30 protein-coding genes and 1 tRNA gene are annotated in these 24,464 nt (G+C 42.6%); 17 read left to right on the forward strand and 14 right to left on the reverse strand.

The features are described 5' to 3' along the window. From FJ354_01250 to FJ354_01290, 9 genes are all read left to right on the forward strand, one after another. The gene (locus FJ354_01250; protein ID MBM3905297.1) at window positions 1-726 is read left to right on the forward strand and encodes a proteasome assembly chaperone family protein; all 726 of its coding nucleotides are present in this window, start codon (window positions 1-3) and stop codon (window positions 724-726) included. Window positions 727-747: 21 nt separating this feature from the next. Then, window positions 748-1,755 (forward strand): phosphoribosylformylglycinamidine cyclo-ligase, encoded by a 1,008-nt coding sequence (locus tag FJ354_01255; GenBank protein ID MBM3905298.1) that lies wholly within the window; start codon window positions 748-750, stop codon window positions 1,753-1,755. A 53-nt stretch (window positions 1,756-1,808) separates the two neighbouring features. Then, window positions 1,809-3,020, forward strand: a complete 1,212-nt coding sequence (locus FJ354_01260; GenBank protein ID MBM3905299.1) for a cation:proton antiporter — start codon at window positions 1,809-1,811, stop codon at window positions 3,018-3,020. A 51-nt stretch (window positions 3,021-3,071) separates the two neighbouring features. After that, a complete protein-coding gene (locus FJ354_01265; protein MBM3905300.1) occupies window positions 3,072-3,443 on the forward strand; it encodes a hypothetical protein in 372 nt (123 codons plus the stop codon). A 39-nt stretch (window positions 3,444-3,482) separates the two neighbouring features. Beyond that, window positions 3,483-5,057 carry a tRNA uridine(34) 5-carboxymethylaminomethyl modification radical SAM/GNAT enzyme Elp3 gene (locus tag FJ354_01270; protein MBM3905301.1) on the forward strand — a complete coding sequence of 525 codons (1,575 nt, stop codon included), beginning with the start codon at window positions 3,483-3,485 and terminating at the stop codon, window positions 5,055-5,057. Between the two features lie 5 nt (window positions 5,058-5,062). Continuing rightward, a complete protein-coding gene (lysS, locus tag FJ354_01275) occupies window positions 5,063-6,655 on the forward strand; it encodes a lysine--tRNA ligase (protein ID MBM3905302.1) in 1,593 nt (530 codons plus the stop codon). Between the two features lies 1 nt (window position 6,656). Then, window positions 6,657-6,842 (forward strand): hypothetical protein, encoded by a 186-nt coding sequence (locus tag FJ354_01280; protein MBM3905303.1) that lies wholly within the window; start codon window positions 6,657-6,659, stop codon window positions 6,840-6,842. Window positions 6,843-6,876: 34 nt separating this feature from the next. Next, entirely contained in the window at window positions 6,877-7,713 is an 837-nt protein-coding gene (locus FJ354_01285) for a hypothetical protein (GenBank protein MBM3905304.1), read from the forward strand. A gap of 1,197 nt (window positions 7,714-8,910) precedes the next feature. Continuing rightward, complete coding sequence (locus FJ354_01290) at window positions 8,911-9,450, forward strand: hypothetical protein (GenBank protein MBM3905305.1); 540 nt, start codon at window positions 8,911-8,913, stop codon at window positions 9,448-9,450. On the opposite strand, the gene FJ354_01295 is transcribed toward FJ354_01290, so the two are convergent. The 6 genes from FJ354_01295 to FJ354_01320 all read right to left on the reverse strand — a co-directional run bounded on the left by FJ354_01295 (window position 9,434) and on the right by FJ354_01320 (window position 13,819). Continuing rightward, window positions 9,434-10,057: a hypothetical protein gene (locus tag FJ354_01295; protein MBM3905306.1), complete on the reverse strand. Its 624-nt coding sequence runs from the start codon at window positions 10,055-10,057 to the stop codon at window positions 9,434-9,436. The genes FJ354_01290 and FJ354_01295 overlap by 17 nt on opposite strands. Before the next feature lies 1 nt (window position 10,058). Next, window positions 10,059-10,643, reverse strand: a complete 585-nt coding sequence (locus FJ354_01300; protein ID MBM3905307.1) for a hypothetical protein — start codon at window positions 10,641-10,643, stop codon at window positions 10,059-10,061. Continuing rightward, window positions 10,604-11,188, reverse strand: a complete 585-nt coding sequence (locus tag FJ354_01305) for a hypothetical protein (GenBank protein ID MBM3905308.1) — start codon at window positions 11,186-11,188, stop codon at window positions 10,604-10,606. Before FJ354_01305 ends, FJ354_01300 begins: the two co-directional genes overlap by 40 nt. A 347-nt stretch (window positions 11,189-11,535) precedes the next feature. Continuing rightward, the gene (locus FJ354_01310) at window positions 11,536-12,330 is read right to left on the reverse strand and encodes a DUF72 domain-containing protein (GenBank protein MBM3905309.1); all 795 of its coding nucleotides are present in this window, start codon (window positions 12,328-12,330) and stop codon (window positions 11,536-11,538) included. Beyond that, window positions 12,330-13,424, reverse strand: a complete 1,095-nt coding sequence (locus FJ354_01315) for a J domain-containing protein (GenBank protein ID MBM3905310.1) — start codon at window positions 13,422-13,424, stop codon at window positions 12,330-12,332. The genes FJ354_01310 and FJ354_01315 overlap by 1 nt, the downstream gene beginning before the upstream one ends. A 41-nt stretch (window positions 13,425-13,465) precedes the next feature. Then, the gene (locus FJ354_01320) at window positions 13,466-13,819 is read right to left on the reverse strand and encodes a hypothetical protein (protein MBM3905311.1); all 354 of its coding nucleotides are present in this window, start codon (window positions 13,817-13,819) and stop codon (window positions 13,466-13,468) included. A gap of 100 nt (window positions 13,820-13,919) precedes the next feature. Between FJ354_01320 and FJ354_01325 the strand changes: the two genes are divergently transcribed. Together FJ354_01325 and FJ354_01330 are read left to right on the forward strand one after the other, a co-directional pair. Further along, window positions 13,920-14,216 (forward strand): TRAM domain-containing protein, encoded by a 297-nt coding sequence (locus tag FJ354_01325; GenBank protein MBM3905312.1) that lies wholly within the window; start codon window positions 13,920-13,922, stop codon window positions 14,214-14,216. Window positions 14,217-14,318: 102 nt separating this feature from the next. Continuing rightward, complete coding sequence (locus FJ354_01330; GenBank protein ID MBM3905313.1) at window positions 14,319-14,630, forward strand: hypothetical protein; 312 nt, start codon at window positions 14,319-14,321, stop codon at window positions 14,628-14,630. Here FJ354_01330 and FJ354_01335 read toward each other — a convergent pair. The 4 genes from FJ354_01335 to FJ354_01350 form a co-directional block, all read right to left on the reverse strand. Then, window positions 14,627-14,914, reverse strand: a complete 288-nt coding sequence (locus FJ354_01335) for a hypothetical protein (protein ID MBM3905314.1) — start codon at window positions 14,912-14,914, stop codon at window positions 14,627-14,629. The genes FJ354_01330 and FJ354_01335 overlap by 4 nt on opposite strands. A gap of 36 nt (window positions 14,915-14,950) precedes the next feature. Further along, window positions 14,951-15,187, reverse strand: coding sequence for a hypothetical protein (locus tag FJ354_01340; GenBank protein ID MBM3905315.1), 237 nt, complete (start codon window positions 15,185-15,187; stop codon window positions 14,951-14,953). Window positions 15,188-15,234: 47 nt separating this feature from the next. Then, window positions 15,235-15,309, reverse strand: a tRNA-Arg gene (locus FJ354_01345). A gap of 40 nt (window positions 15,310-15,349) precedes the next feature. Beyond that, on the reverse strand, window positions 15,350-16,057 hold the full coding sequence (locus FJ354_01350) for an MIP family channel protein (GenBank protein ID MBM3905316.1): 708 nt from the start codon (window positions 16,055-16,057) through the stop codon (window positions 15,350-15,352). A 92-nt stretch (window positions 16,058-16,149) separates the two neighbouring features. Here FJ354_01350 and FJ354_01355 point away from each other — a divergent pair, with 92 nt between their 5' ends. Then, the gene (locus FJ354_01355; protein MBM3905317.1) at window positions 16,150-16,605 is read left to right on the forward strand and encodes a thioredoxin-dependent thiol peroxidase; all 456 of its coding nucleotides are present in this window, start codon (window positions 16,150-16,152) and stop codon (window positions 16,603-16,605) included. 25 nt (window positions 16,606-16,630) lie between these two features. Here the strand turns inward: FJ354_01355 and FJ354_01360 are convergent, their stop codons facing one another. Continuing rightward, complete coding sequence (locus FJ354_01360) at window positions 16,631-17,506, reverse strand: trans-sialidase (protein MBM3905318.1); 876 nt, start codon at window positions 17,504-17,506, stop codon at window positions 16,631-16,633. A gap of 186 nt (window positions 17,507-17,692) precedes the next feature. Next, complete coding sequence (locus FJ354_01365; protein MBM3905319.1) at window positions 17,693-18,346, reverse strand: trans-sialidase; 654 nt, start codon at window positions 18,344-18,346, stop codon at window positions 17,693-17,695. A 111-nt stretch (window positions 18,347-18,457) separates the two neighbouring features. Between FJ354_01365 and FJ354_01370 the strand changes: the two genes are divergently transcribed. Beyond that, complete coding sequence (locus tag FJ354_01370) at window positions 18,458-18,835, forward strand: hypothetical protein (protein MBM3905320.1); 378 nt, start codon at window positions 18,458-18,460, stop codon at window positions 18,833-18,835. Window position 18,836: 1 nt separating this feature from the next. Here FJ354_01370 and FJ354_01375 read toward each other — a convergent pair whose 3' ends face one another. Then, window positions 18,837-19,067: a hypothetical protein gene (locus FJ354_01375; GenBank protein MBM3905321.1), complete on the reverse strand. Its 231-nt coding sequence runs from the start codon at window positions 19,065-19,067 to the stop codon at window positions 18,837-18,839. 83 nt (window positions 19,068-19,150) lie between these two features. On the opposite strand from FJ354_01375, the gene FJ354_01380 reads away from it, so the two are divergent. Continuing rightward, on the forward strand, window positions 19,151-20,593 hold the full coding sequence (locus FJ354_01380; GenBank protein ID MBM3905322.1) for a menaquinone biosynthesis decarboxylase: 1,443 nt from the start codon (window positions 19,151-19,153) through the stop codon (window positions 20,591-20,593). A 157-nt stretch (window positions 20,594-20,750) separates the two neighbouring features. Here the strand turns inward: FJ354_01380 and mqnC are convergent, their stop codons facing one another. After that, complete coding sequence (mqnC, locus tag FJ354_01385) at window positions 20,751-21,869, reverse strand: dehypoxanthine futalosine cyclase (GenBank protein ID MBM3905323.1); 1,119 nt, start codon at window positions 21,867-21,869, stop codon at window positions 20,751-20,753. Between the two features lie 100 nt (window positions 21,870-21,969). On the opposite strand from mqnC, the gene FJ354_01390 reads away from it, so the two are divergent. The 3 genes from FJ354_01390 to aroD are packed head-to-tail and all read left to right on the forward strand — an operon-like array spanning window position 21,970 to window position 24,463. Continuing rightward, complete coding sequence (locus FJ354_01390) at window positions 21,970-22,758, forward strand: fructose-bisphosphate aldolase (protein ID MBM3905324.1); 789 nt, start codon at window positions 21,970-21,972, stop codon at window positions 22,756-22,758. Continuing rightward, complete coding sequence (locus FJ354_01395; GenBank protein MBM3905325.1) at window positions 22,745-23,800, forward strand: 3-dehydroquinate synthase; 1,056 nt, start codon at window positions 22,745-22,747, stop codon at window positions 23,798-23,800. The genes FJ354_01390 and FJ354_01395 overlap by 14 nt, the downstream gene beginning before the upstream one ends. Then, window positions 23,801-24,463: a type I 3-dehydroquinate dehydratase gene (gene aroD / locus FJ354_01400; GenBank protein MBM3905326.1), complete on the forward strand. Its 663-nt coding sequence runs from the start codon at window positions 23,801-23,803 to the stop codon at window positions 24,461-24,463. The last annotated feature ends 1 nt before the right edge of the window (window position 24,464 follow it).

A 24,464-nucleotide genomic window follows, 5' to 3' on the forward strand; every position in this document is an offset into this window, starting at 1 on the left:
TTGGTAAGAAAAATTCTGGATGAGTCAGTCCACGAAATAAAAAAAACCCTGGTAAAAAGCCCGATAATATTTGCAGGCTTTGTAGGCCCAGGTCTTGCAGGCCCGCTTGCCGTCGGACATATGATAGAAAAATTGAAAATGTTAGAAGTTGGATATTTGCGATCAAAATATCTGCCACCAGCTACTGTCTTCATTCAGGGGAGATTGCGACACCCGTTTCGATTTTACTCTAACAGAAAAGGAAACATTTGCTGTGTAATATGCGAGGTTCCACTAAAGGCAGAAGGCCTGTATAATATCGCATCCATAATTTTGGACTGGGCTCAGACAAAGGGATGTAGAGAACTCGTGATATTGGATGGGGTTGCATCTGAAGAGCACGATTCCAAGACGTTTTGTGCGGCAGAAGAAGACTTGTGCCGAATAATGCAGGACAAGGAAATATCGATGATTTCTCAGGGCTTTATCTCTGGCATTCCTGGCAGCATTCTAAACGAATGCATTATCCGCAAAATACGCGCAATTACTCTACTAGTCAAGGCAAGTCACGCCCATCCTGACCCGCTAGCTGCTGCCACCCTGATTGACTCTGTGAATAAAGTCTATGGCACGGTTATTGATACTGTAGACCTTAGAAAGCAAAAGGAGAAAATCGGAACAGAATTTCACGAGATGTCTGAAAAATATAAGGAGCACAGACAGGCGGATTCTGGAATGTATATGTAGAGAGGCCCAAGATACAACACCATGATAACCTACAAGTCCACAGGAGTTGACGTTTCTAAAATCAAGAAAAGCCAATCGGCAATCGGAAAAATAATTGCATCAACTCACTCTGGAATTGTAAAATCTGGATTTGGTCACTATGCTGGCCTTGTTGGGATTCACGGCGGAAAATACCTGGCAACGCACACAGACGGTGTTGGGACTAAGGTATTGATTGCAAATTTGCTAAAAAAATACGACACCATTGGTATAGACTGTGTCGCAATGAACGTCAATGATATTATTTGCATTGGTGCAAAGCCGGTATCATTTGTTGACTATATTGCCGCAAACCGCAACAACGAGTCCGTGTTTAAGGAAATCGCAAAAGGATTAGCTTCTGGCGCAAAAAAATCCGGCGTTCCAATTGTCGGCGGCGAAACCGCAATCATGCCGGATTTATTTGAGGAACAGAAATTTGCGTTTGACCTGGCAGGAATGGTTGCAGGTCTAGTCGACAAAACTAAGATAATACTTGGAAACAAGATCATGTCAGGTGACGCAATAATCGGAATTGCGAGCACTGGAATCCATTCCAATGGCTATTCACTGGCAAGAAAGGCCCTGCTGAAAAAATATTCAGTTTCTGACAATGTCAGGGGAGTGGGCAAAATTGGCCATGCAATGCTGACGCCAACAGAGATCTATGTCAAGCCCGTTTTGGATATCATATCAAGCTGTCAAGTGCACGGTCTAGCAAACATCACAGGTGGCGCATTTACCAAGCTTTTGAGGCTAAAAAAGACTGGATTTGTGCTTGACATGATGCCAGAGCCGCCAAAGATAATGGAGCTAATAGAAAATCTTGGAGTGTCATACGAGGAAATGTACAAGACATTCAACATGGGGGTGGGATTCTGCATCATAGCGCCAAAAAACCAGGTAAACAAGATAATGTCGATTTGCAAAAAGCACAGACTAGTATCATATGAGATTGGCCACATTTCTGCAAAAGTCGGCGTCTTTTTGGACAACAAAAAGCTGGCATAGCGTCAGATGTGTAATCATTTTTAATCTTGTATATTTTAATTAATTAAGGGAAAATGGAATCGCATTTTGTTCAGGTTATTATTTCTGTGTGTGTTTTGCTTTTTGCCGCCAAGCTCATGGCGGAATTATTTGTCAGGATACGACTACCAATAGTACTTGGAGAGTTGCTTGCAGGAATGATAGTAGGGCCGTTTGCAATCGGCGCATTTTTGGTTTTCCAGGGGGAACAACTATTCGTACTCACGGAGGAGGTAAAAATTCTGGGCGAAATTGGTGCAATTGTGATTTTGTTCATGGCCGGTCTGGAGATGACCCCAAAGGAATTCATCCGAGGTGGCAAGGCGTCATTTACCGTCGGAACGTTAGGTGTTGTGGTTCCGTTCTTTGTAGGGTTTTTGGTATTCCAGTTCTTTGGCTTTAATGCATTACAAGCAATGCTGGTGGCAACTGCACTCACCGCAACAAGTATTGCAATTTCGGTCCAGGTGCTAAGCGAGTTTGGTAAGCTAAAAACTCCCGAAGCCCGACTTATCATAGGAGCTGCTGTAATTGACGATATTTTGGCAATTGCGGTATTGTCTGTTGTGACATCAATTGGAGGAAGTGGAACCGAAGTGGACATCACCGATGCCGTCTTTACAATATTCAAGGTCCTGGCGTTCTTTGCAGCCATGGCAATTGCCGCAATATTTCTGGTTCCCCGCATGGTCAACTCGGAAATGTGGAAGGCAAGCGGAAGCATAGAAGGAATCGTGACTGCAGCGTTCTTTGGTGCTGCGGGCATTGCTGCATGGATTGGCCTCTCGCCGATTTTAGGTTCGTTTGTTGTAGGCATGGCGCTATCCACTACGAAAGTCTTTGAGAGAGTTGAGCACTATATTGGAAAACTGGGTCTGATATTTGCGCCATTGTTCTTTGCAATAATCGGTGCCCAAGTTGATTTCCGTGGAATAAATTCAGAGGTAATGTTAATTGCAGCAGTAATAATCGGTGTTGCAATTGCTACCAAGCTGTTGGGATGCGGTCTGCCCGCAATGCTGTTTTTGAAAAATAAGGCCCAGTCAAGGCGGGTCGGAATTGCGATGATTTCCAGAGGAGAGGTTGGCCTCATCGTTGCAGGCGTTGGCCTGTCCAGTGGTGTATTGATGCCAAACATCTACACCACTATCGTAGTTATGGTGGCAGTAACGTCGCTAATTACACCGATTTGGCTCAAGTTGGAATATCGAAAAGACATACAGCAAAGTACTGGTACTCAGAATTAGATCGCCTATTATTGACAGATATTAAATTAGAGTGGTCAAGTCTCTCAATAATTGGCTGATGAAAACTTTGTAGACATGTGCGCCGTCTGCAACCAAGGCGTTCCAAAAGTAACCATGGTTTACCAGAAGGGTCGAGTCTTTCATCCGCAGTGCTTTGAGTCCCAGGGAAGCGCATTTCCGGTAATAGACCTAGACTTGGCTCAACTATCTGCCAAAACCCGAATCGAGCTGGTGCAGATGAAAAACCTCAAGGTAAGATTAGATGATGGATCGCTATCGCCACCCAAGCCTGCAAATAAGAAGCCATCCAAGAAAGCCAAGAAAAAGACAAAGAAGGTAAAGAAAACCAAATCAAAGAAATCCAAGCCAAAGCGCTCAACAGCAAAAAGTTCCAGGAAACTAGCCTCGAACAGACGACGCTAGTTATAAGAAATTTAAGGCCAGATTCGCATTTTCAAGACAATGCCCAGCGCAATATTTTCACAAGCCTGCGTAGAGATTTCGCAAAACCTGCTCTCAATACAGGATGCTACAAAGGACCAGATCAAATCACAAATAAAAAGAATCTGCACAAAATATGCGCTGGAGAGAATCCCAAAGAACCACGAAATTTTATCAACGGTTTCCGGAAATGATTACATCAAACTCCAAAAAGTATTGCTAAAAAAACCAGTCAAGACAGCATCTGGTGTTGCAGTAATTGCATTAATGCCAAAGCCATATGCATGTCCGCACGGCAGGTGCACATATTGCCCTGGTGGAATTGAATTTAATTCTCCAAATTCCTATACCGGCAATGAGCCATCAACTATTAATGCAATTGAAAACCAGTATGATCCAAAAAAACAGATTACAAACAAGCTTGACAAGTTGGTAGCATACGGCCACGATCCATCCAAGATGGAATTGGTTATTGTAGGTGGCACATTTCTTTTCATGCCAAAGGACTATCAGACAAATTTCATAAAATCATGCTATGATGCTCTAAATGGATTTGACTCTGCAACGCTGGAGGAGGCAAAGCAGGCAAACGAAAAAGCGCAAATTCGTAATGTCGGGTTTACCATAGAGACCAAGCCGGACTATTGCAAGGAAGAACATGTCGACATGATGCTGGACTATGGCGTCACCAGAATTGAAATTGGCGTGCAGAGCCTGCAGGAATCTGTGTATAAAATTGTCAACCGTGGTCATACATATTCTGATGTTGTAGAATCGTTCCAGATTTCAAAGGATGCAGGTTACAAGATAGTAGCTCATATGATGCCAGGTCTGCCCACAGTCAGCCCAGAAGTTGACATTGCGGATTTTAAGAAACTCTTCTTAGATGATTCGCTAAAGCCAGACATGCTCAAGATTTACCCGTCATTGGTGTTGCAGCACACGCCAATGTACCAGGACTATCTTCAGGGAAAATACACGCCATACTCCGATGAGGACATGATTCACGTACTAATGGAACTTAAGAAAAACATACCAAGGTGGGTAAGAATAATGCGGGTCCAGCGAGAGATTGGCCCAAATGAAATCATTGCTGGTCCAAAATCAGGCAACCTGAGGCAAATAGTGCTTGAGAGACTCAAAAAGCACGGCATGTCCTGCAAGTGCATTCGATGTCGTGAAGTTGGATTTACTACACAGCCACAACAGGAGGCCAGGCTCCAACGGGAAGACTATACCTCATCCGGCGGAGAAGAAGTGTTTTTGTCATATGATGATTCACTAGACAGAATCTACGGATTTTTGAGATTGCGTAAGCCAAGCCCCAAGGCCCACAGAAAAGAAATATCGCGAGACTTTTGTATTGTGCGGGAGCTGCACGTATATGGAAAATCACTCAAAATAGGAGAGCGAGAAAACGGACAGATACAGCACTCTGGTCTTGGAAAGAACCTGATGAGTGAGGCAGAAAAGATCGCGCGCGAAGAGTTTGATGCCAAAAAACTCTTGGTAATATCCGCAGTCGGCACCCGGGAATATTATAGAAAAATTGGATACACTTCGGATGGCCCATATATGGCAAAAAAACTAGAGTGAGTGACTTGTCAGAGGAAGAAAAAATAATCATTGGCAGGGGAACCTGGATTGACAAGCTCGCATCAGAGATGATAGAGCGGGAAAAACAGTTGGGGCGAGAAACAAAACTCCTCAAAGTGGAATCAGGCCTTGGTGCGTCCGGCATTCCGCACATCGGAAGTCTGGGTGATGCAGTTCGAGCCTATGGGGTGAAGCTTGCACTGGAAAATCTAGGTTACAAGTCTGATTTGATAGCATATTCCGATGATCTAGATGGCCTCAGAAAGATTCCAGAGGGCTTGCCAGATACACTATCAGAGCACATTGCAAAGCCAGTGTCACTTATTCCGGATCCGTTTGGGTGCCATGACTCTTATGGAATGCACATGAGTAGTATTCTGCTTGATGGGTTGGACAAATTAGGAATAAAGTATAATTTCATTCGGGCTCGAGACGCTTACAAAAACGGCCTGCTTCGCGACCAAATCCATACAATTCTGATCAATTCTGAGAAAATAGGAAATAAGATAGCAGAACTGGTAGGACAGGAAAAGTACCAGAAATTTTTGCCGTACTATCCGGTTTGCGCAAAATGTAACAGGTTATACACTGCACAATCATACGAGTATGACCAGGAAAGAAGGGTTGTAAAATACAGATGTGTCGGAGCTGAAATAGGATCAAAAATGCTCAAGGGTTGCGGCCATGAGGGAGAAGCAGACATTTCAAAGGACTTGGGTAAGCTTGCATGGAAGGTAGAGTTTGCCGCAAGATGGCATGCATTTGACATCAGGTTTGAGGCATATGGAAAAGACATTATGGATTCAGTCAAGGTAAACGACTGGGTATCTGAGGAAGTGCTAGGCCATCCGCCACCGCACCACGTAAAATATGAAATGTTTTTGGACAAGGGCGGTAAGAAGATATCAAAATCTGCAGGAAATGTCGTCACATCACAGAAATGGTTCAGGTACGGAACACCAAAGTCCATGTTACTATTACTATACAAGAGAATCACAGGTGCACGAGAGCTAGGCTTTGAGGACATTCCAGCATTAATGGATGAATACAATGAGATAGAGGACATTTATTTTGGAAAGATGAAACTTGACAATGAGGCAAAGTTACTTAAGACCAGAGGACTGTACGAGTACACAAATTTGCTAAATCCGCCAAAGACTCCTCCAATGCATGTCAATTTCAGGCTGCTAATAGAATTGTGTAGAATCTTCAAGGATGACAGGATAGGACTGGTGACAAAAAAGCTCATCGACTATGGCTCTATCAAAAACTCCGAGCCCCACATTGAGCAGTTAATAGAGCTTGCAGGAAATTACGCTGACGACTTTGAGGATGAAGAGTCTGTAAAAATTGAAATCAATCTTGAAACCAAGGCGGCTCTGTCCAAACTTGTCACAATATTAGAATTAGACCAGGATCCTGAAGACTTGCAGAACACAATTTATAACATTGCCAAAGAGAACAATGTCCAGCCAAAGGACTTTTTCATGATATTATACCAGATAATAATCAACGCAAGCCGCGGACCAAAAATCGGGCCATTCATAATGGACATTGGGAGAAAAAAAGTCGCGCAAACAATATCAAAGCACATCTGATATGGCGCATAGCGAACACAATAGAACAAGAAAGAGTCGTGGGTTTTTCCTGATAATACTTGGCGCACTGTTGTTCTTTATCGCACCGACTTGGTTTTCCGGTGAGCCACAAACCGGAATTGCACTAATTGTGGTCGGGTTCATAGTGGGCGGCCTTGGTTTTTACCTCCGGTTCATCCGTAAATAGTAAAATTCATCTTTGTAATACATGGTGATATCACATGGGACTCTTTAGGCGAAAAAAAGAAGAAGAAATCAGAATAGAAACACCAGAGCCAGTACAGGTAAAGAGTCCAGAGGCAATCCAAGTGGAGAAAATTGCATCCGATCTTGAACATCTAAACTTGGAATTACATTCAAAGGCAGAACACCTTAGGTCTGTATCTGAAAAACTTGACAAGGTAAAGGCAGAATATGAGGAATTAGTCGGTATGGTAATGGCGGCAAAAAAAGAGGCAAACATGAAAAAGTCAGAAATGGATGCTCAGCGAGTCCAACACCAACAACTATTCAAGCAGATAGATGCCGCCAAGCTTGAATTGGAATCGACAAAAAGGCAGGCAGAGGAAAACAAGGCCATCCTATCAGAGGTAAATAGGACCAAGACAGACCTGGAGATAGCAAGAACTGAATACCAAAAGTACAAGACCGAAACAGAAGAAATAAGGAAAAACCTGGATTCGGTTCAAATTTCATACGAGTCCAGCAGAAAGGCTCAAGAGGCTGCAAACCAAGAATTGCTTGAGACAAACCACCATCTAGAATCTGCCAGAATTGAAATAGATAAGATGCGGGCGGAATCCGAATCAAAGAAAAAAGAAATAGAAAATGCAAAGCGCGAGCTTAAATTCATTGAAAATAAGATGTCGAACGCAGGCGGTCGGGCAGATCAAAAAAGCGTAGTAGCCGCGGCTAGTTCTGTAGTATCATCGCTTAACGCAAAAATCCAATCAATGCAAAAGGAAATGGAGATAATCAAAACCACTCTACAACGCGAGCGAATAGAGCACAAGCAGGTAAATGACCAGCTTAATGAAATACTAAAAAGAAAAAACTAGCGAAGTTATTTTAGAATCTTTTGTTTGATAAACAAGAATTCCTCATCCGATAATGTTCTGGTGTCCTTGAGTACCACAATCTTTGCAAGCTATTCCACGATGTTGTCATTGATTGGGCGCCATGGGGAAGGGTTTAGAATTGTGTCTGCGCAAGTATTGCGCAAATATTCTGCGTATCGTATCTTTCGGCACTGATGATTCTCTATTTTATGTGCTCATTACAGAATTTGAATCCGGAATAGCTGCAATTTGTCGGCAAATTGTTGTCATATATGTAAAATATGCTCGTATTTGTCTTAGTCTTTGGTTGCGATAGGCTCAATCTCTGGCCGAAAATCCAGTGGATTATTAAAATGAGTAGCTCGTCTGTGGCAAAATTTGGCTTTGTTTTTATGCAAAGACAGACAAATACCAGTCATGTCGGCACTGGGCAAAATCTTCAGGGCTTTTGCTTTTGTTGTAATTGGAATTGTCACGATCATTGTAGGGGCATTTATGATCCGCGGAACAATGCACATGTGGGACAAGCCCAACGACGACCCAAAGGACAAATAATACATTTTGGTTAAGATGTCATGGTAGGCCCGCAAGACGGAGGATTTGGCTTTGACCAGTCCAAAAAATACACTGAAGTTGAGAATCTGGAACAGATCTGTGTCCAGTGCCAGGCGGGACAGCACGCAAAATGCTTGGCAAAGGCAAAACAGATTCCTAATTGTGAGTGCGAGCACTGTATCATCTTTGGGTAGGTATTCAGTTATCACTGCACTTCCTTGAAATAAAATTATACATACACAGGATACATCGAGTAAATAGATTGGACATATTGCTAGACTTTTTGGTGAATCTCATCTATTATTCATGAAACCTGAAACATAGAAAATAATCATAAATTTTCCAAAATAGTATAGAGAGCATAAAAAATCCAATGAAGAGTTTGTGAAAAGTTCAGAGTGACAGGAAGAATTAATGTGAGGATAGGCATTTGAGAAATATGATTTCGGATCGATTATAATGAATTTTAAACAATTATCAAAGAAATGTTTCAAATTCATTCCAGATTTTGGGCTCCGATTCACTGAATCCGATCATCTTTGATCAAATCTCTAACTCTTCGTCATCGCCCAATCATGTGTAAAAAACGTAAGTTAAGAGTCTGCTGGAATGATTAAAAACAAAGACTGAGCAATCACATCCATGGAAAAAGAAGAGATTCGACAACTGATCATTCAAGAGCTGGAAAAGATTCGCACTCACAAAACTAAGCTTGGACAGGGATGCGCTGCATGCCATGTCATGTTTTCACTCAAAAATACACTGAACAGCTCAGAGCAGGACTGTGCTGATTTAGTTTCTCAAGTATTATCAGAAGACTTGAAGTTAAACGAGGAATTTATCGAAACGGTAGAGCAAATCCACATGACAGAGCGAGGCCTTGGCGGTGCATTTGCTATGCGAGAGCGTGAATCAAAGGACTCGTATTTGGATGTATACTTTGCAAATGTACTAGACGAGCTTGGAACAGACCTTGCGCAATACTCATCAGAGATTCTACTTCGGAAGATTCTCCTGGCGTATCTGTCGTTGTATATCGCCCAGACAATCGGCGTTGATTATCACGCGGCAACAGAAGAACTGTATTATATTTTGCGTAAAAACGAAAAGAAAAACTTCCAGCTCGACGAGTTTATCGACAAATTACAGGACAGGATAAGGCGCACTAGCCGTCAGGCTTGACAAATTTGGCGTATCCATAGTATAGCTCAAACGGCTTGCTGTAAATGACCAGAATGCTGTACGTGTCATGGTCGATTCCCGAAATGTCATAATTTTGGTCTCCCTGCGAGGCACGTAGTGAGCCTATTTCTATTCCCGTATCTACTGTGCCGTCTTTGGTCAGGTATAGTTTTTGATCAATTCCGCTTGCTATCCCAAAGTCCTGCAATCTCAGAAACGTACTTTTGCCAGAGACATAGACAGCTGTCTGCCCGCCTGCATCGTACCCCTTTACACCGCTTATCGTGGTAAGTTTGATCATTCGGAGCTCGGATGTTCCAGAGATTTCCGTCATGATGTCCTTGCTTTCTGCTGCAAAGCTTGGCCTGTCCCTTGCTTCTTCCAGTATAAGATTTCTTGTACTAGAAGGCATTGTCTGAATTAAAAATGCCTTGGTGTCTTCGGATAGTACAATGAATTTCTCATATGTCAGGTCTTGACGTATTTCAGATAATGCCATGCCAAGCTTGTTTTGCTGCTCTGGTTGCACGTATGATGCCGCCACCACATAATACGAACCTATCAGAAATGTTCCAATTATTACTGATATGGTGACTGTCCTGAGCATTCTAGGCCTCCCTAGATAGTGTGAATTTTGATTTTGATTCCACTTGGACTGCAATTGCAAAGAACGCACCCATCACAAGGCCATATACCGCATGCAGTTCAACCGCGCTGATGAGGACAAAGTTAGAATTGGTAAGCATGAAGATTATTTCGCCATCAAGCCAGTATGTTTGTACTATTGGCATTATGACAAAAAGGCTGATTGGCACAAAAAACACTCCAAAGACTACAAGTCCTGTTATGATTCCTGCAATTGCACCATTTTTGATTGAATAGTTGTCTAGCTTTTTGTGCATCCCTGAGACCAAGCCAAAAAACGTGCCTATAATGCAGGCAGTAAGCATGTGCGATACCATTCCGATAAGCGTGGCCTCAAGGCCTGATGAGCCGACTGCTAAGCCTACGATTTTATAAAAAGACCCCTGGGCAGCACCCAGTGAGAGGTCAATTATGAAGATGCTCACAAAAATCGCAAATCCGCCGACAAGCCCCGCTACGCACCCAATCTGTGCCCTCTTTTTCAGAGAGACGACAGGATCAAAACTGATCATGTAGATGGCCAGTGTTCGCTCTCTGTTTTTTCCCACTTTATTTTTTCTTCTTTCTTTGTTTTCCCTTTCATAGAATAATCCTCATACAGCATAAACGATGCAAACAGTCCCATTATACTTCCATACAGAACGTGTAAGATGAGCGCGCCCCACATTATCTGGTCCGATGTTCCCATCAGGATTTGTGCGGTTTGTAGTTGCTCTGATGTCACCATGGAAATGCCTATTATCTGATCAGACAACATTGGAAATATCAAAAACAACGACACCGGCATGAAAAATATTGCAAAGACCTGAATTCCTGTGACTCCGCCTGCGATTATTCCCTTAGCGACTCCATTGATTTGTAGTAACCTATGCATAGTGGAGCATATGCAGAAGATTGACCCAATGAGCGCTGCAGTCAGCATGTGTGTAAAGAATCCAAATAATATTGCAGGCATACCATCTAGGCCTACAAGCATCCCAACAACTTGGTAGAACGTTCCAAATGGAACTCCCACGTCAAAGTCAATCCAGAAAAACGAGCTGAAAAGTGCGAATCCACCTACCAGTCCTGCAATACATCCTGTTTTTGCCATTCGATAGATTTCTGCACCGCTAGTTAATCTTATCACCTAAAGGAGCATTACGAATGCATGTAATTTTCAACGGTATGATATCACATCAAACGAATATAATCATCATCATTTGAATTATGAAAATTTGTTTAATTCGTATTGATCATACTGAAAAATCATTCATATGAAATTTCAGGATAGTATCGCAAGCAATGCAATGAAACTTGGTTTCACGCCACAGACCCGGTACGAGCGCATCAGTGTTTGCTTGATACTACCCTTATAGTGTAATACTATCCTAGAACAATAAAGCTGATCACACCTGATCTAAACATTTGTAATATTACAAAACAAATAACAAACACATGTTAAGGCTTGCCAAAGAGCGTTTTCTGCTTTTTATCGGTAAATGAGAGCTCCTCCATCCCTAACAACAGCCTAAGCTTGTTGGCAGTTGCAGGACCAAAGCCTTCGTATCGGTTATTTGCCATTATTATTGCGTAGGAGATATTGTCTTGGATTTTTTGTATTTTTTCAATCCAAGACTTCATTTGTTTTGTCCTGTCATTTTGCAACTTGCCAAATTCTTTTTCCGGTATACTTCTATCACCAATTAATCTCAAATAGACAAAATCAGATGTGAGTGGCGCCGAGTTTTGTATTCCTGAAACGTCACTCCATACTAGACAGATCTTTTTGTCACCGAGATACTTTATTGCAGTGTCTGAAAACCAGGATTGGTGCCTTCCTTCTATTACATAATTATTATCCGGAAAATATGATTGTAGCTGTTCCAGATTTGGCCTTGCCTCTTCAAATGATAACGATGGTGGAAGCTGCACAACAGACAAGAGAAATTTTGTCCCAAGAGATTTCATTGATTGTAAAAACTGCTCCAGATATGGTGAGGGATTTGCCAACCTTTTATCATGTGTTATAATTTGTGGAAGCTTGGATGTGAACTTGAAATGGTTTGGTGTTTCCGAGTACCATTTTTTCACCATAACATCATTTGGTATCGCGTAAAATGTCGAGTTTATCTCGGTTACATCAAAAATAGTCGAATAATGCCTCAGAAAATTCGACCTTGAGAGGCTTTTTGGATAAAACGGTCCCTGCCAACCGTCATAGCCCCATCCAGTACAGCCCACATTGACTAGCATTATTTTTTCTTGAACATCCCAAAGCCGAACCTAGAGCCGGGCTGTTTTTCTTTTTTGCCGAGGTTGTTCAAGGTTTCATATGTGATTTGCCTACCGTTTCCCACCATTTTTGATGTCTTAAGCTCACGGAATTTGAATCGCTTACCGTTTTCCAAAATTATTGTTGCGTCATCAGATAAAGCAAAGCCAGAGCCCTCGTCATGAAATGTCATGGAACCGCCGTGCATTAAGGTGATTTCGCAGTTATAGTTCATTGTCGTTCCAAACATAATGAGGTGTTTTGCTCGGACCTTCACATTGTTTATCAGATTATTTACCACTACAGTTTCTGCATCCAAGAATACGGTTTCCCTTGCGTTTGATATTACGACTTTGCCCTTTGGTGCGCGCAGCTCCGTGAAATGCTCTTTTGTAATGTATATCCCTACTCTGCCCTGAGGATCCTGCATTGTTTCCTTGATGCCAGTTACATTGCCTACCAGAATGTCGCCATTTTCTGCTGTTATTTTTACTCCATGTTCAATGATGAAATTATTTTTCAGAGGATCAATTAGGACAAAGTTTCCGTTTGTTATCGTTATTCTGGTTTTGTTCTCCTCTGCATATGCAAAATACGGGCTAGTTATACTGCCTGACATATTAATCGCTCCATCATATGTGAGTGTACCTGCCCAGATTTTTCCCTTGATTGATAGATCCCCTGTCTTTTCTCGCGAAAACTCTACTTCGCCTAATTCTTTTGAGCCAAACAACCTAGAGCCTGCTGCATTGTCGTGTTGCAGTAATGCAATCCAGTCCTGAGCTACCTTCATCTCTCGCGCCACATCACCTGATAAAACCAGGTTTCGCCTCTTTCTTTCCTCCTCAGAATCACCAGTGTATACCTTCGCTTTTTTGAGCCTTTCATCTTCCGTATCTGGATAGGCCTTACCTGCCTTGAGGTCCTCATATGCCTGAATAATTTTTTTTACGATTTCCTCGTCTCCACCCCTGTCGGAGTGATGGTCTAGGATCAGCTTGCGAAACGCATCTCTGATTTCTCTTTGAGTTGCGCTGGGCTTTATCCCCAAAATATCATAATTGCTTTCAACCAAACTATATTGTATCAATATGCTATGATTATGTATTTTTTGAGCTAGTCCTTCAACCCATAGCCGCCTATGACGGAATAGCAACCTTGGGCGCAGTCCTCGCATATTGGCTTTATGGAATCGCTTTCTGTGCTGCCAATGCAATATGGTCGTTTTTCCCTATCCATACAGTCCACTGAAAGAATTGACCAGGCGGGACAGTCGACTGGTACGGTTCCCCATCCTCCCCAGTTTTTCTTCATTAGTTCCAGCTGGCTTGGGGGGTTTATGACATAGTCGCGGTTTTGTTCTGTATTGTAAGAATGGTATCGAACACCTTGGTACTCTCTGGGCCAAATGTCATCAACCGTGGAACGCCATTTTAGGCGCAATTGTAACAATAATTGGTATCTAGGCACAAAATCCGCGCCTTGTCAATGAGATTCAATGCATGAGTTCATATGCAACATCCCATGGAGAGAATCTGACGAAGGTCACAAGGAAAGTGGAGGTGTAAAGATGAGTTTTGACGATAATTCCGGACGACGTGATAACAGACGTTTCGGTGGCGGATACAGAGGAGGCGGAGGCGGCAGACGTTTTAACAACGACAGACAGTTTGACGACCGACCAAAACCAGTAGAAACTGGCAAAGAATACGATGTATCAATTACTGAAACATCCAGACAAGGCGACGGAATAGCAAGAGTAGACGGATTTGTCATATTTGTGAAAGGCGGACAGCCAGGCCAAGAGACTAAAATCAAGGTAACACAAGTTGGCAGACGATTTGCAACAGCTGAACTAGCACAATAAATTATTTCTACAGCAATGTAGGAAAAATTTAATGATTCGATTTTTTTAATATTTTTCTAATTTTCAAAACCAGTTTATACTGTGATTTTTTTGATATAATACATGATGTCTTTGTTTCAGCTCAGCACTCGTACCTATGATTCCGAGATCCCTCTGATTAGAAAGGCATTGGGGGAGCTGGAAATAAAATGTAATTTAAAGGACAGTTACAAAATTGGTACTCCGTTTAATCGAGCTGGCTGGACTTTTTTTGATCTGGAAATAAGCATGGAGCTTGCACACATGATAGAAACCAGTGGGATGTTAGAAGGTGCTTTGGGGTTTAGGATTGGGGAGCAGCTCAAAAATTTCATTGGGCATTATTTAGAATCATTTGGAAGCCAGGTCAGAATAAAGCAAATAGAATACGACTAGAATCCTTCTGGTGGATTTTGTATAAAGACATTACAAAATAAGGTATCTGTTTTTTTGTCACGATATTGTACGTTGCATGTGACAAATTTTCCCTTTAGTGCCTGCTCTAGGTCTTCTAGTGTTCTTTCTCTTTGTGGGGAAGGGTCGTTTTCTACTTTGACTATTTGGATTTTTTCCAGCTTGCTGTATTCTTCTGAATTGTCCTTTCTGAAATGAGTCACGTACATTCTAAACATGTTGCCTGAAAGACAGTCCATTACTGGTCCACCGATTCCATCCCCCATGAAATGATATCGAATTTACTTGTTATAATTGTAGATTCATTGGCATTCTATAATGTCGGCTTTGTTATAGTATAGTGTGTTTTGTGCTACTTTGATTATTGCACCGGATCTAAAAGATAAAACCATCATGATGCCATTATAGTTTTCAAGTTTTACAAGCGCACCGTTGATTTGGTCGGGAGCTGCAGAATATAGATCATCTTCTCCTGGAAAAGGCAACCAATTCTTTCCCAGAGTGAGTCTATCGCATTTAGTTTCAGATTTAAAGTCCATGTTGTGGATTTACTACATAATTTTATTTTCTTTGCGAAATAACAAGGCGGATCCGGGGGGACTCGAACCCACGACCTGACGCTCCGCAAGCGTCCGCACTATCCAAGCTGTGCTACGGACCCGCAAAAATAATTCAAAGTAAATCCGTAAAAAATGTTCTTACTATGCAGCGCTAGTCTCTGCCTTTTTGACAAAGATATAGTGCATAATTAGTCCAGCTATTATTCCACCAATGATCGGGCCTGCCCAGTACATCCAGTGGAAATCCCAATAGCCAGACGCCAGAGCCGGGCCAAGTGTTCTTGCAGGATTCATTGAAGCGCCAGTGAGTGGAATTCCAACCAAGTGCAGCAAAAATATCATTCCGCCTATTACTAGACCATACATTCCAGCGGGCGCCTTTTTGTGCACTGCCGTCATGAATATTACAGTAACCAAAAAGAACGTAAAGACCAGTTCTAGCGCAAAGCCAGACATTGCAGAGTTTCCAAGTAGCTCACTTGGCCCACCCTGCGTTCCAAATTTGACCTTGGCTCCAAGCACTGGAAATATCGCCTTTAGCGAAAATGCCGCAATTATGGCACCAATACACTGGAATACAATATACCCAATGCCATTTACTATACTGATTCTTTTAGTAATCATCATTGGAATAGTAACTGCTGGGTTGATGTGTGCCCCAGATACATGGCCAAACGCATAGACCATCAGGCCGATTACGACTCCATGTGCCAGTGATATTATCAATAATCCTTCCAAATTCAGAGAATCGCCAAACATTGTAGATGACACTATGATAGACAAAGGTCCAAAGAAGACCAGTGCAAATGTGCACAGTGCTTCTACAAACCATGATCGTCCTGATATCATCTAATATGTCGCCCCTTCCGATTTCAATATAAAATATGCGGTCGATCCATGGTTTCAAAAATAATTAATGTAGGGATGAAACCAAAACAATAATGCTAGAAGAAGGAGAAAAAGTTCCAAGCTTTGAGCTACATGACGCAAATGGAGAGACGGTCAAATCCTCAGAGTTCAAGGGAAAAAAGTTCGTAGTCTATTTTTATCCAAGGGATTTCACGCCGGGTTGCACAATAGAAGCAGATGAGTTCTCTAAAGAATATAAAAAATTCCAAAAGATAGGCGCGACTATAATTGGAATATCGACTGACAGCGTCGAGTCGCACAAAAAATTCGTAGATAAAATGAATATTCCATATGTATTGTTGTCAGATCCAGAGTCCGAGGTATCTAAAAAATTCGGAGTCTGGGGTAAAAAACAGTTCATGGGTCGAGAATACATGGGAATCCAGAGGAGTACGTTTCTTGTTGACGAAAAGGGCAAAATCTTCAAGGTCTATCCAAGTGTAAAGCCAAAGGGCCACGCAGAAGAAGTCCTAGCTGCCCTGAAATAAAAAGATAAAAGAGAAGTTTGGATTTTTAGAAGCCTTTTGGTAATGTGCCTTTTGGTTTTGCCGGTGCTGGAGGCGGTGTTGTCGGTTTGAATCCCGCTGGTAGTGAACCCCTATTCGAGTCATTTGGTTTTGGTGGTGGTGCAGTCTTTGTTTGTTGTTGCATTCTTGCAAGGTATTCTTTTTCATATGCCTCTAGCTGCTCCTTTCTTGACGCATTTTCATTTCCGCTAGAACCACTTGATTCTACCTGCTTGGTTCCAGCTGGTAGTGAACCCCGTGTTGGGTTTGGCTTCGGCGCTGGCGGTGGAGCCGTCTGTGTTTGTGCAGAACCAGTTGCTGTTGATTGTATACCGTATCCTGCAAAGTATTTTGTTCTAGGATGGTATGCGAGTTTTTCTCGTGTTGCAAAGTACTTGTTGGATGGTTGAGTGTATCCTGTTACCTTTGCCTTTTGTAGGTTCCAGTCGGATGTTGGAACGCTTGCTTGTACAACGTGCTTGCTTGCAAAGTATCGGTTTCCTGCTGGAGAGTATCCAGTTACCTTTGCTCTGTACGAGTGGAAGTCCGATGTTGGTGCGCTTCTCCATTGCTCCCAAGCTGGGACTACTTCTCCCTCTGGCTTTGGTGCTGGTGGTGGTGTTTGAACTTGTGGTTTTGGTGCTGGAGCTGGTGCCGGAGCTGGTTTGAAACCTGCTGGCAGAGTTCCTTGCGGTTTTGTTGTTGGCGCTGGTGCTGGTTTTGGTGCTGGTGGTGGTGTTTGAACTTGTGGTTTTGGTGCTGGTGGTGGTGTAGTTACTTGTGGTTTTGATTCAAATTGACTAGCTAGTTTTGCAAGTTTTTCTTCTAATTCTGCAATTTTTGCTTCTAAATCCTTTTTAGTTGACTTAGTAGTTCCAGACATGTGTTTTCCTGACCCATAATAGTTTATTTACATTTTGTTCCCCGTTGTCAAAACAATTTAGAACATTTTTTGCCAAACCGCATAATTTTGCAACAATAAAGCCAAAAATCCGCAATTCCAGACTTGGGCACCGATCTATTCAACATAGAATTTATTCAAAAAATATGTAAGAAAATATGGAATTTTTTAGAAGCCTTTTGGTAGAGAGCCACGAGAAGTATTCTTCTTCGGCGCTGGCGGTGGAGCCGTCTGTGTTTGTGCAGAACCAGTTGCTGTTGATTGTATACCGTATCCTGCAAAGTATTTTGTTCTAGGATGGTATGCGAGTTTTTCTCGTGTTGCAAAGTACTTGTTGGATGGTTGAGTGTATCCTGTTACCTTTGCCTTTTGTAGGTTCCAGTCGGATGTTGGAACGCTTGCTTGTACAACGTGCTTGCTTGCAAAGTATCGGTTTCCTGCTGGAGAGTATCCAGTTACCTTTGCTCTGTACGAGTGGAAGTCCGATGTTGGTGCGCTTCTCCATTGCTCCCAAGCTGGGACTACTTCTCCCTCTGGCTTTGGTGCTGGTGGTGGTGTTTGAACTTGTGGTTTTGGTGCTGGAGCTGGTGCCGGAGCTGGTTTGAAACCTGCTGGCAGAGTTCCTTGCGGTTTTGTTGTTGGCGCTGGTGCTGGTTTTGGTGCTGGTGGTGGTGTTTGAACTTGTGGTTTTGGTGCTGGTGGTGGTGTAGTTACTTGTGGTTTTGGTGCTGATTCTATTTGATTAGCCAATTTTGCAAGCTTTTCTTCTAATTCTGCAATTTTTGCTTCTAAGTCTTTTTTAGTGGATTTAACACTAGACATGTAACTTTGGTGCCCGTTGCGGGGTTTATTTACATTTGGGTAAATCTCAGGCGGGCAAATCTGATGAAAAAGTGGATCAAATTTAATACCAGCGTCAAGGTATATGCTCTGTTGGACGATTTTGAAAAAGAGTATCCAGACTTTGACTGGAAAAACACTCCGGCATACAAGCACCCAGGAGGAAAGGACTGTCCGTGTCCAAAGCACGAATATATCAGAGAGCAGATCAACTTTGCAAAGACTGTAAACCAGACAAGCAAAGAGCCAACTAAGGTCACACTCAAGTTCTGCCCAGAACACTACAAAGTCTACATTGAAGAAGTCATACCATCTATGCCATTCAAGTACAAACTATTGACAAAAATCGCACTCAAAGTCGGCGCAATCCAGCTGGAAAAGCTCACCCACATGCAGTCTGATCTTTGCTTTTACTGCAAGTTCGGCTCCGGCGGACATGGAAGGAAAAGCGAGCTTCCGCCAATCCAATAACCTAGACTGGGCCGACCATTATCTTTGGCTTGTTAGGAGTATCATGGTGGCATCTTTTTCCGCAGACCGGGCACGTCTTTCTGTCCAGAAATATGCACTGGCAGATGTGGGATTTGAGGTAGCTCTCAGCAGATTTTGTATGTTCTCCTGAGCCGTTGCAAAATGGGCACTGTGTTCCAAGCAGTTCTATTGTTCCCTTGCCCTTGCAGACGGGACATTTTTGCTCACTCAATTTGATTCAATCCAATGATGCTGATTAAAATGCCTTTGTCGCCCAGTCAAGCTTTATACAACATTTACATAAACCCAAACACATTGCCAATCGAAGACGTCTCAGAACTCATATCAGCATTAGAAAAAGCAGATCAGTTAAAGCGAGTAAAGACGCAGGTCGATTCCGATTTGGAGATTGCAGAAATCCTAAGGCGTGTAATGTATGCAAACGGCCCCGCAGTACTATTTGAGAATGTAAAGGGCTATGACATGCCGGTGTTGGCAAATGCTTTTGGCTCAATAAAGCGACTACAAATCGGCCTTGAAATGGACGACTTCACCGAGATTGGTCAGAGAATAGTTGACATGACAAAGATGGAGGTACCATCAGGATTTCTCAACAAGATCAAAAAGCTTCCAGAATTATCCAAGATGGGTGAGGTATTCCCAAAATTAGAAAAGTCCGGCCCGGTAACTGAAGTGATAGAGCAAAGTCCTTCATTTAGTAAGATTCCAATTTTGAAAACCTGGCACAAGGATGCAGGAAGATTCATCACGCTTGGATTAATCGCAACAAAGCACCCGGAGACAGGCGTTAGAAATCTTGGAGTGTACAGGATGCAAATTATAGATGATACCCATGCTATGATGCACTGGCAAAAGCACAAACGCGGAGCACATCATGGAGACATTTCAAAAGAAAGGGGGCAAAAAATTCCAGCTGCAATCATTATTGGGGCAGAGCCGGCAACTGTGTTTTCTGCAATTGCTCCTGTGCCGGAAGGGTTGGATAAGTATCTCTTTGCAGGTATTACTCGAAAAAAGGGAATCAAGACCGTACAATGCAAGACGCAAGATTTGGAAGTTCCCGCAAATGCAGAGATCATCCTAGAAGGATATGTCGACCCATCAGATATTCGAGACGAGGGACCATTTGGTGACCACACCGGGTATTACACGCCAGTTGAACCATATCCAACATTTACCCTAACTGGAATAATGAGAAGACAAAAGCCAGTGTACTTGACTACCATAGTTGGCAAGCCAATTTTAGAAGACGCCCATGTCGGCAAAGTAATTGAAAGATCATTTCTGCCACTAATCCGCATGTTCCATCCTGAAGTGGTAGACTTTGCAATGCCAGCTGCAGGATGGTTCCAAGGAATGGCAATCATATCAATCAAAAAGCGTTATCCAGGGCAGGCAAAAAAAGTCATGATGGGGTTATGGGGCACCGGACAGCTTACAGTAACAAAAATGTTCATTGTAGTGGATGATGACATCAATGTCCACGATTTCAATGACGTAATCTGGGCAATCACAACCCGTGCAGATGCAGCGCGCGACTGTGTTATTATTAACAACACCCCAACTGACACACTAGACCCAGCATCACCTTTGGTGAATTTTGGCTCCAAACTAGGAATTGATGCAACACAAAAGACCCGTGAAGAAGGATTCACTAGAGAAATCCAGGAAAAGGTCGCAGTCGATGAGTCAACCAAGAATCTAGTTGATTCCAAGTGGTCTAGCTACGGTATTTGAGATATTTTCTATTCTGTGCTACATAATACGAGACAGACCACTTGAGAAAATTAGTCTCATCCAGCCGTGTCTACCCGTTTGGTGATGGCAACGGTGGAATATCGTGTACTGAAAGTAATAAAATTATGTAATTTTTTAGAAAAACTATTGGTAATGCCTAGTGCATCTTGACTAGATTATAGAAATTATCTCGTTCTTCTGCAGCATATCCAATTTGGTGGATTGCATCGATAATTTTCTGGCCGGTAAGCTCCGTAGAGCGTGCACCAGTGCACGATACAACTTCTTCGCCAATCAGTGTTCCTCCAAAGTCATCTGCACCATATTGCAGTGCGATTTGTGCCATTCCGACTCCGTTTGTAAGCCATGAAGATTGGATGTGATTAATCAGTCCATCAAAGACCAGTCGAGAAATTGCAATCATTTTTAGTAGTTGCATTCCACCAACTCCAAATGTGACCAGATTTTCCCTTTGCATCAGTGTGTTGTTTGGCTCAAAGTTCCATGGAATAAACGCCATAAAGCCGCCAGTTTTTTGTTGAAGTTGTATGATTTTATCAAAATGATTTGCGACGTCTTCCTGAGACTCTACATGGCCATACATCATTGTGGCTGATGCAGGCAATCCAATTTTATGCGATTCTTCCATTATTCTCAGCCAGTCGGCAGAAGAGATTTTCTTTGGACTAATTACGTCTTTGACAGCATCAGATAGGATTTCAGCCCCTGCACCTGGAACCGACTGCAAGCCAGACTCTTTTAGTCTTGATAGCACCTCCATTGTAGATGTCTTTTCTATTCTTGCAATCATGTCAATTTCAGATGCAGACAGTCCATGTACGCCGACCTGTGGGAACTTTGTCCTCATCATCCTAAACGCATCCTCATAGTATTCAATGCCAAGGTTCGGATTATGTCCACCTTGGATCAATACTTGGCGTATTCCAAACATATCCCATGCAGTCTTTACTCGCGTCTCAATCTGCTCAAGAGACAAAGTATACGATTCCGCATCACCCGGCGAGCGGTAAAACGCGCAAAACTTGCAGTCCGTAACGCAAACGTTAGTGTAATTGAGAATTATATTATTTACAAACGAGGCCTTTTTGCCAAATCTTTTGTTGGTCAGATTTCCTGCAACTAGACCCATCAGGTGCACATCGTCAGATTTTAGCAGACGTAAAATATCGGATTTTGTGGGTCGAGCACCACGCAATGAATTTTCTAAAATGTCGCTTATCTGACTAGAATGAATCTGCTCCGTTATCTGGCTCAAGTGCCTTTGGTGGCCGGACAATGTTATTTATTCCTGACTAGGCTGAGCAGCAAATTATCACCACGCTATTTTTATTTAGGGCAGCCAGACGAGATCCGCCATGGTCTCAGGCCTGCAAATAAGAATGGACAGAATTTTGCGAAAAGGCAAGATGCTTTGCATTCCAATGGATCACGGAATATCAAGTGGCCCAATTGAAGGCCTAGAAAGTCCAGCAAGAATAATAGCACAATGCGAGACAAAGGGTTTGACCAGCGTTATAATCAATAAAGGAATTCTCAAGACATTACCAAAGCCAGCAAGAATAGGAATTCTAGTGCATTATTCATCTAGTACGTCACTTTCCATGTCGCCAAATCGAAAGATGTTATCTGGAACCGTAGAGGAAGCACTCAGACTGGGAGCAGACGGAGTATCACTCCACATCAATGTTGGAGGAAAGGAAGAGCCAGAAATGCTAGAACAATTAGGAATGACTGCATCGGAGTGCCACAAGTGGAACATGCCATTGTTAGCAATGATGTACCCGAGAGGTGAGAATGTTAAAAATCCACACGACCCAGAAATTGTGGGCCACGTAGCAAGAATTGGCGCAGAGCTTGGGGCAGACATTGTAAAAACACTATACACTGGCGATATCGATTCGTTTGCAAAAATAGTCAAAAGTACACCAGTGCCGATTGTAATTGCAGGCGGGCCAAAAGCCAAGACAGACGAGGATGTACTCCAAATGACAGAGGATGCAATTAAGGCTGGAGCCAAGGGCGTAACATACGGCCGTAACATTTTTGCACACAAAAACCCAGACAAAATAGTCGACGCTCTGGCTGGAATCATTTTCAGAAAGGAAACTGCAAAAGAAGCAGCAAAAAGAATTGCAAAAAAATAGAGAGCTAATCATCTTGCCAAAGGTAGGCAAGTCCGGATTATCCAAATTTCTATCAAGCCTAGAATCAGAGGGAGTCAGAGTCGTATACGCCGAACCCAAGGCAATCCCGCCAAAGTCAAAGCTTGCCTCAATCTATCCTTCTTCTGCTGCAAATCTCGTAGTATTGGAAAAAGACGCTCAAAAACCCAAGGGCAAAAAAGCAGGTAAAAAATTCAAGGTACTATCAAACAGTGACATTGAAAAGATATTTTCCGAGGCAAAAAAAGGCCTAGACTTTGTTATAATTGAGGTGGTAGACTGGAAAATAATTCCGCTGGAAAATATCATCGCAAAATTGCACAAAATCCATACTGAAATCTTTGCTCTTGCAAGGACACCTGAGGAAGTGCGCAAAATGTTTTCCATTTTAGAGATTGGAGTGGACGGAGTAATATTCGAAGCAAGTACAATATCCGAAGTAAAAGAGGCAATGGTGTATCTTGGTACATCAACATTTGAAATGGTAGAGGCAAAGATAATCGAAATCAAAGAAGTAGGAGACGGTGAGCGAGTATGCATAGATACCGCATCAATGCTTCACAAAGGAGAGGGAATGCTGATTGGCTCTAGATCGAATTTCCTGTTTCTAGTCCATAACGAGTCAGTCGGTTCTTCATTTACATCACCTAGGCCGTTCAGAGTTAATGCGGGAGCTGTCCACTGTTATACAATATCTCCTGACGGAACCACGAAATATCTCTCAGAACTAGAGACCGGTGCTGAGGTGTTGGTGATTAACTCTCATGGCAAGGCAAGACGTGCAACCGTAGGTCGCTCTAAAATTGAGCGACGTCCAATGCTAATGATAAAAGCCGAAATAGGAGACGAGATAGGTGGAATTATAGCTCAGGATGCAGAGACAATCCGATTTGTAAGGCCGGGCGGAAACCTAGTCTCTGTTACTCACCTCAAAAAGGGCGACACCGTTCTTGTGCATGCAAAGAGTGCAACAGGCAGGCACTTTGGAATGGAAGTGGCAGACGAATACATTTTAGAAAAATAAATGGCATACAAGACATGTGTTAGCATCGCAGAGACTAGACCAGTCAAGGTATTATCCATGCTCAAAGGCGCGCTGCAAAAATCTGACTATGCCGAGATTCGATTTGATTTTCTTGCCCCAAAAGACATCCCCAGAGCGCTGGAGATCACAAAAAAATACCACAAACAATGCGTCTTTACTCTGCGCCCAAAAAGCCAGGGTGGAAGATTCCAGGGTACAGAAAAAGAGCGCATCTCCATTCTAAAATTAATCGCAGAATACAACCCTTATTTTGTGGATTTGGAATTTTCTACAGCTAGTAAGGATCTAGTAGATTACATCAAAAAAACAAAGACACAGATTTTGGTGTCATGGCACGATTTTCATGGAACTCCATCTGCTGCAATACTACACCAAAGATATCAAAAAATGAAAAAGGTCTCTAAACACATCAAGATAGTAACTACTGCAAAGTCAATCAAGGATGCCGCAACGGTGCTGTCGCTGTACAAAAAACAAAGCGCGGGCCTAATCGCATTTGCAATGGGTGATCATGGCAGAATATCAAGAATTTTGTGTCTGCATTTAGGTGCCCTATACACCTACGTCTCAATTGGCAAACCGGTGGCACCTGGCCAGTTCAGCTTAGATGAGATTAAATCGCTGCAATCCCTGCAGAAATAAC

The organism is Nitrososphaerota archaeon, assembly GCA_016872055.1.
GTDB lineage: Archaea > Thermoproteota > Nitrososphaeria > Nitrososphaerales > Nitrosopumilaceae > Nitrosotenuis.

What these genes read in the sequence shown, in the direction of transcription:
- FJ354_01255 (MBM3905298.1), top strand. Translation starts at nt 748, where the DNA reads ATGATAACCTACAAGTCCACAGGAGTTGACGTTTCTAAAATCAAGAAA.
- FJ354_01260 (MBM3905299.1), top strand. Translation starts at nt 1,809, where the DNA reads ATGGAATCGCATTTTGTTCAGGTTATTATTTCTGTGTGTGTTTTGCTT.
- FJ354_01270 (MBM3905301.1), top strand. Translation starts at nt 3,483, where the DNA reads ATGCCCAGCGCAATATTTTCACAAGCCTGCGTAGAGATTTCGCAAAAC.
- FJ354_01280 (MBM3905303.1), top strand. Translation starts at nt 6,657, where the DNA reads ATGGCGCATAGCGAACACAATAGAACAAGAAAGAGTCGTGGGTTTTTC.
- FJ354_01285 (MBM3905304.1), top strand. Translation starts at nt 6,877, where the DNA reads ATGGGACTCTTTAGGCGAAAAAAAGAAGAAGAAATCAGAATAGAAACA.
- FJ354_01290 (MBM3905305.1), top strand. Translation starts at nt 8,911, where the DNA reads ATGGAAAAAGAAGAGATTCGACAACTGATCATTCAAGAGCTGGAAAAG.
- FJ354_01295 (MBM3905306.1), bottom strand. Translation starts at nt 10,057, where the DNA reads ATGCTCAGGACAGTCACCATATCAGTAATAATTGGAACATTTCTGATA.
- FJ354_01305 (MBM3905308.1), bottom strand. Translation starts at nt 11,188, where the DNA reads ATGGCAAAAACAGGATGTATTGCAGGACTGGTAGGTGGATTCGCACTT.
- FJ354_01310 (MBM3905309.1), bottom strand. Translation starts at nt 12,330, where the DNA reads ATGCTAGTCAATGTGGGCTGTACTGGATGGGGCTATGACGGTTGGCAG.
- FJ354_01325 (MBM3905312.1), top strand. Translation starts at nt 13,920, where the DNA reads ATGAGTTTTGACGATAATTCCGGACGACGTGATAACAGACGTTTCGGT.
- FJ354_01330 (MBM3905313.1), top strand. Translation starts at nt 14,319, where the DNA reads ATGATGTCTTTGTTTCAGCTCAGCACTCGTACCTATGATTCCGAGATC.
- FJ354_01335 (MBM3905314.1), bottom strand. Translation starts at nt 14,914, where the DNA reads ATGGGGGATGGAATCGGTGGACCAGTAATGGACTGTCTTTCAGGCAAC.
- FJ354_01340 (MBM3905315.1), bottom strand. Translation starts at nt 15,187, where the DNA reads ATGGACTTTAAATCTGAAACTAAATGCGATAGACTCACTCTGGGAAAG.
- FJ354_01350 (MBM3905316.1), bottom strand. Translation starts at nt 16,057, where the DNA reads ATGATATCAGGACGATCATGGTTTGTAGAAGCACTGTGCACATTTGCA.
- FJ354_01355 (MBM3905317.1), top strand. Translation starts at nt 16,150, where the DNA reads ATGCTAGAAGAAGGAGAAAAAGTTCCAAGCTTTGAGCTACATGACGCA.
- FJ354_01360 (MBM3905318.1), bottom strand. Translation starts at nt 17,506, where the DNA reads ATGTCTGGAACTACTAAGTCAACTAAAAAGGATTTAGAAGCAAAAATT.
- FJ354_01365 (MBM3905319.1), bottom strand. Translation starts at nt 18,346, where the DNA reads ATGTCTAGTGTTAAATCCACTAAAAAAGACTTAGAAGCAAAAATTGCA.
- FJ354_01390 (MBM3905324.1), top strand. Translation starts at nt 21,970, where the DNA reads ATGGTCTCAGGCCTGCAAATAAGAATGGACAGAATTTTGCGAAAAGGC.
- aroD (MBM3905326.1), top strand. Translation starts at nt 23,801, where the DNA reads ATGGCATACAAGACATGTGTTAGCATCGCAGAGACTAGACCAGTCAAG.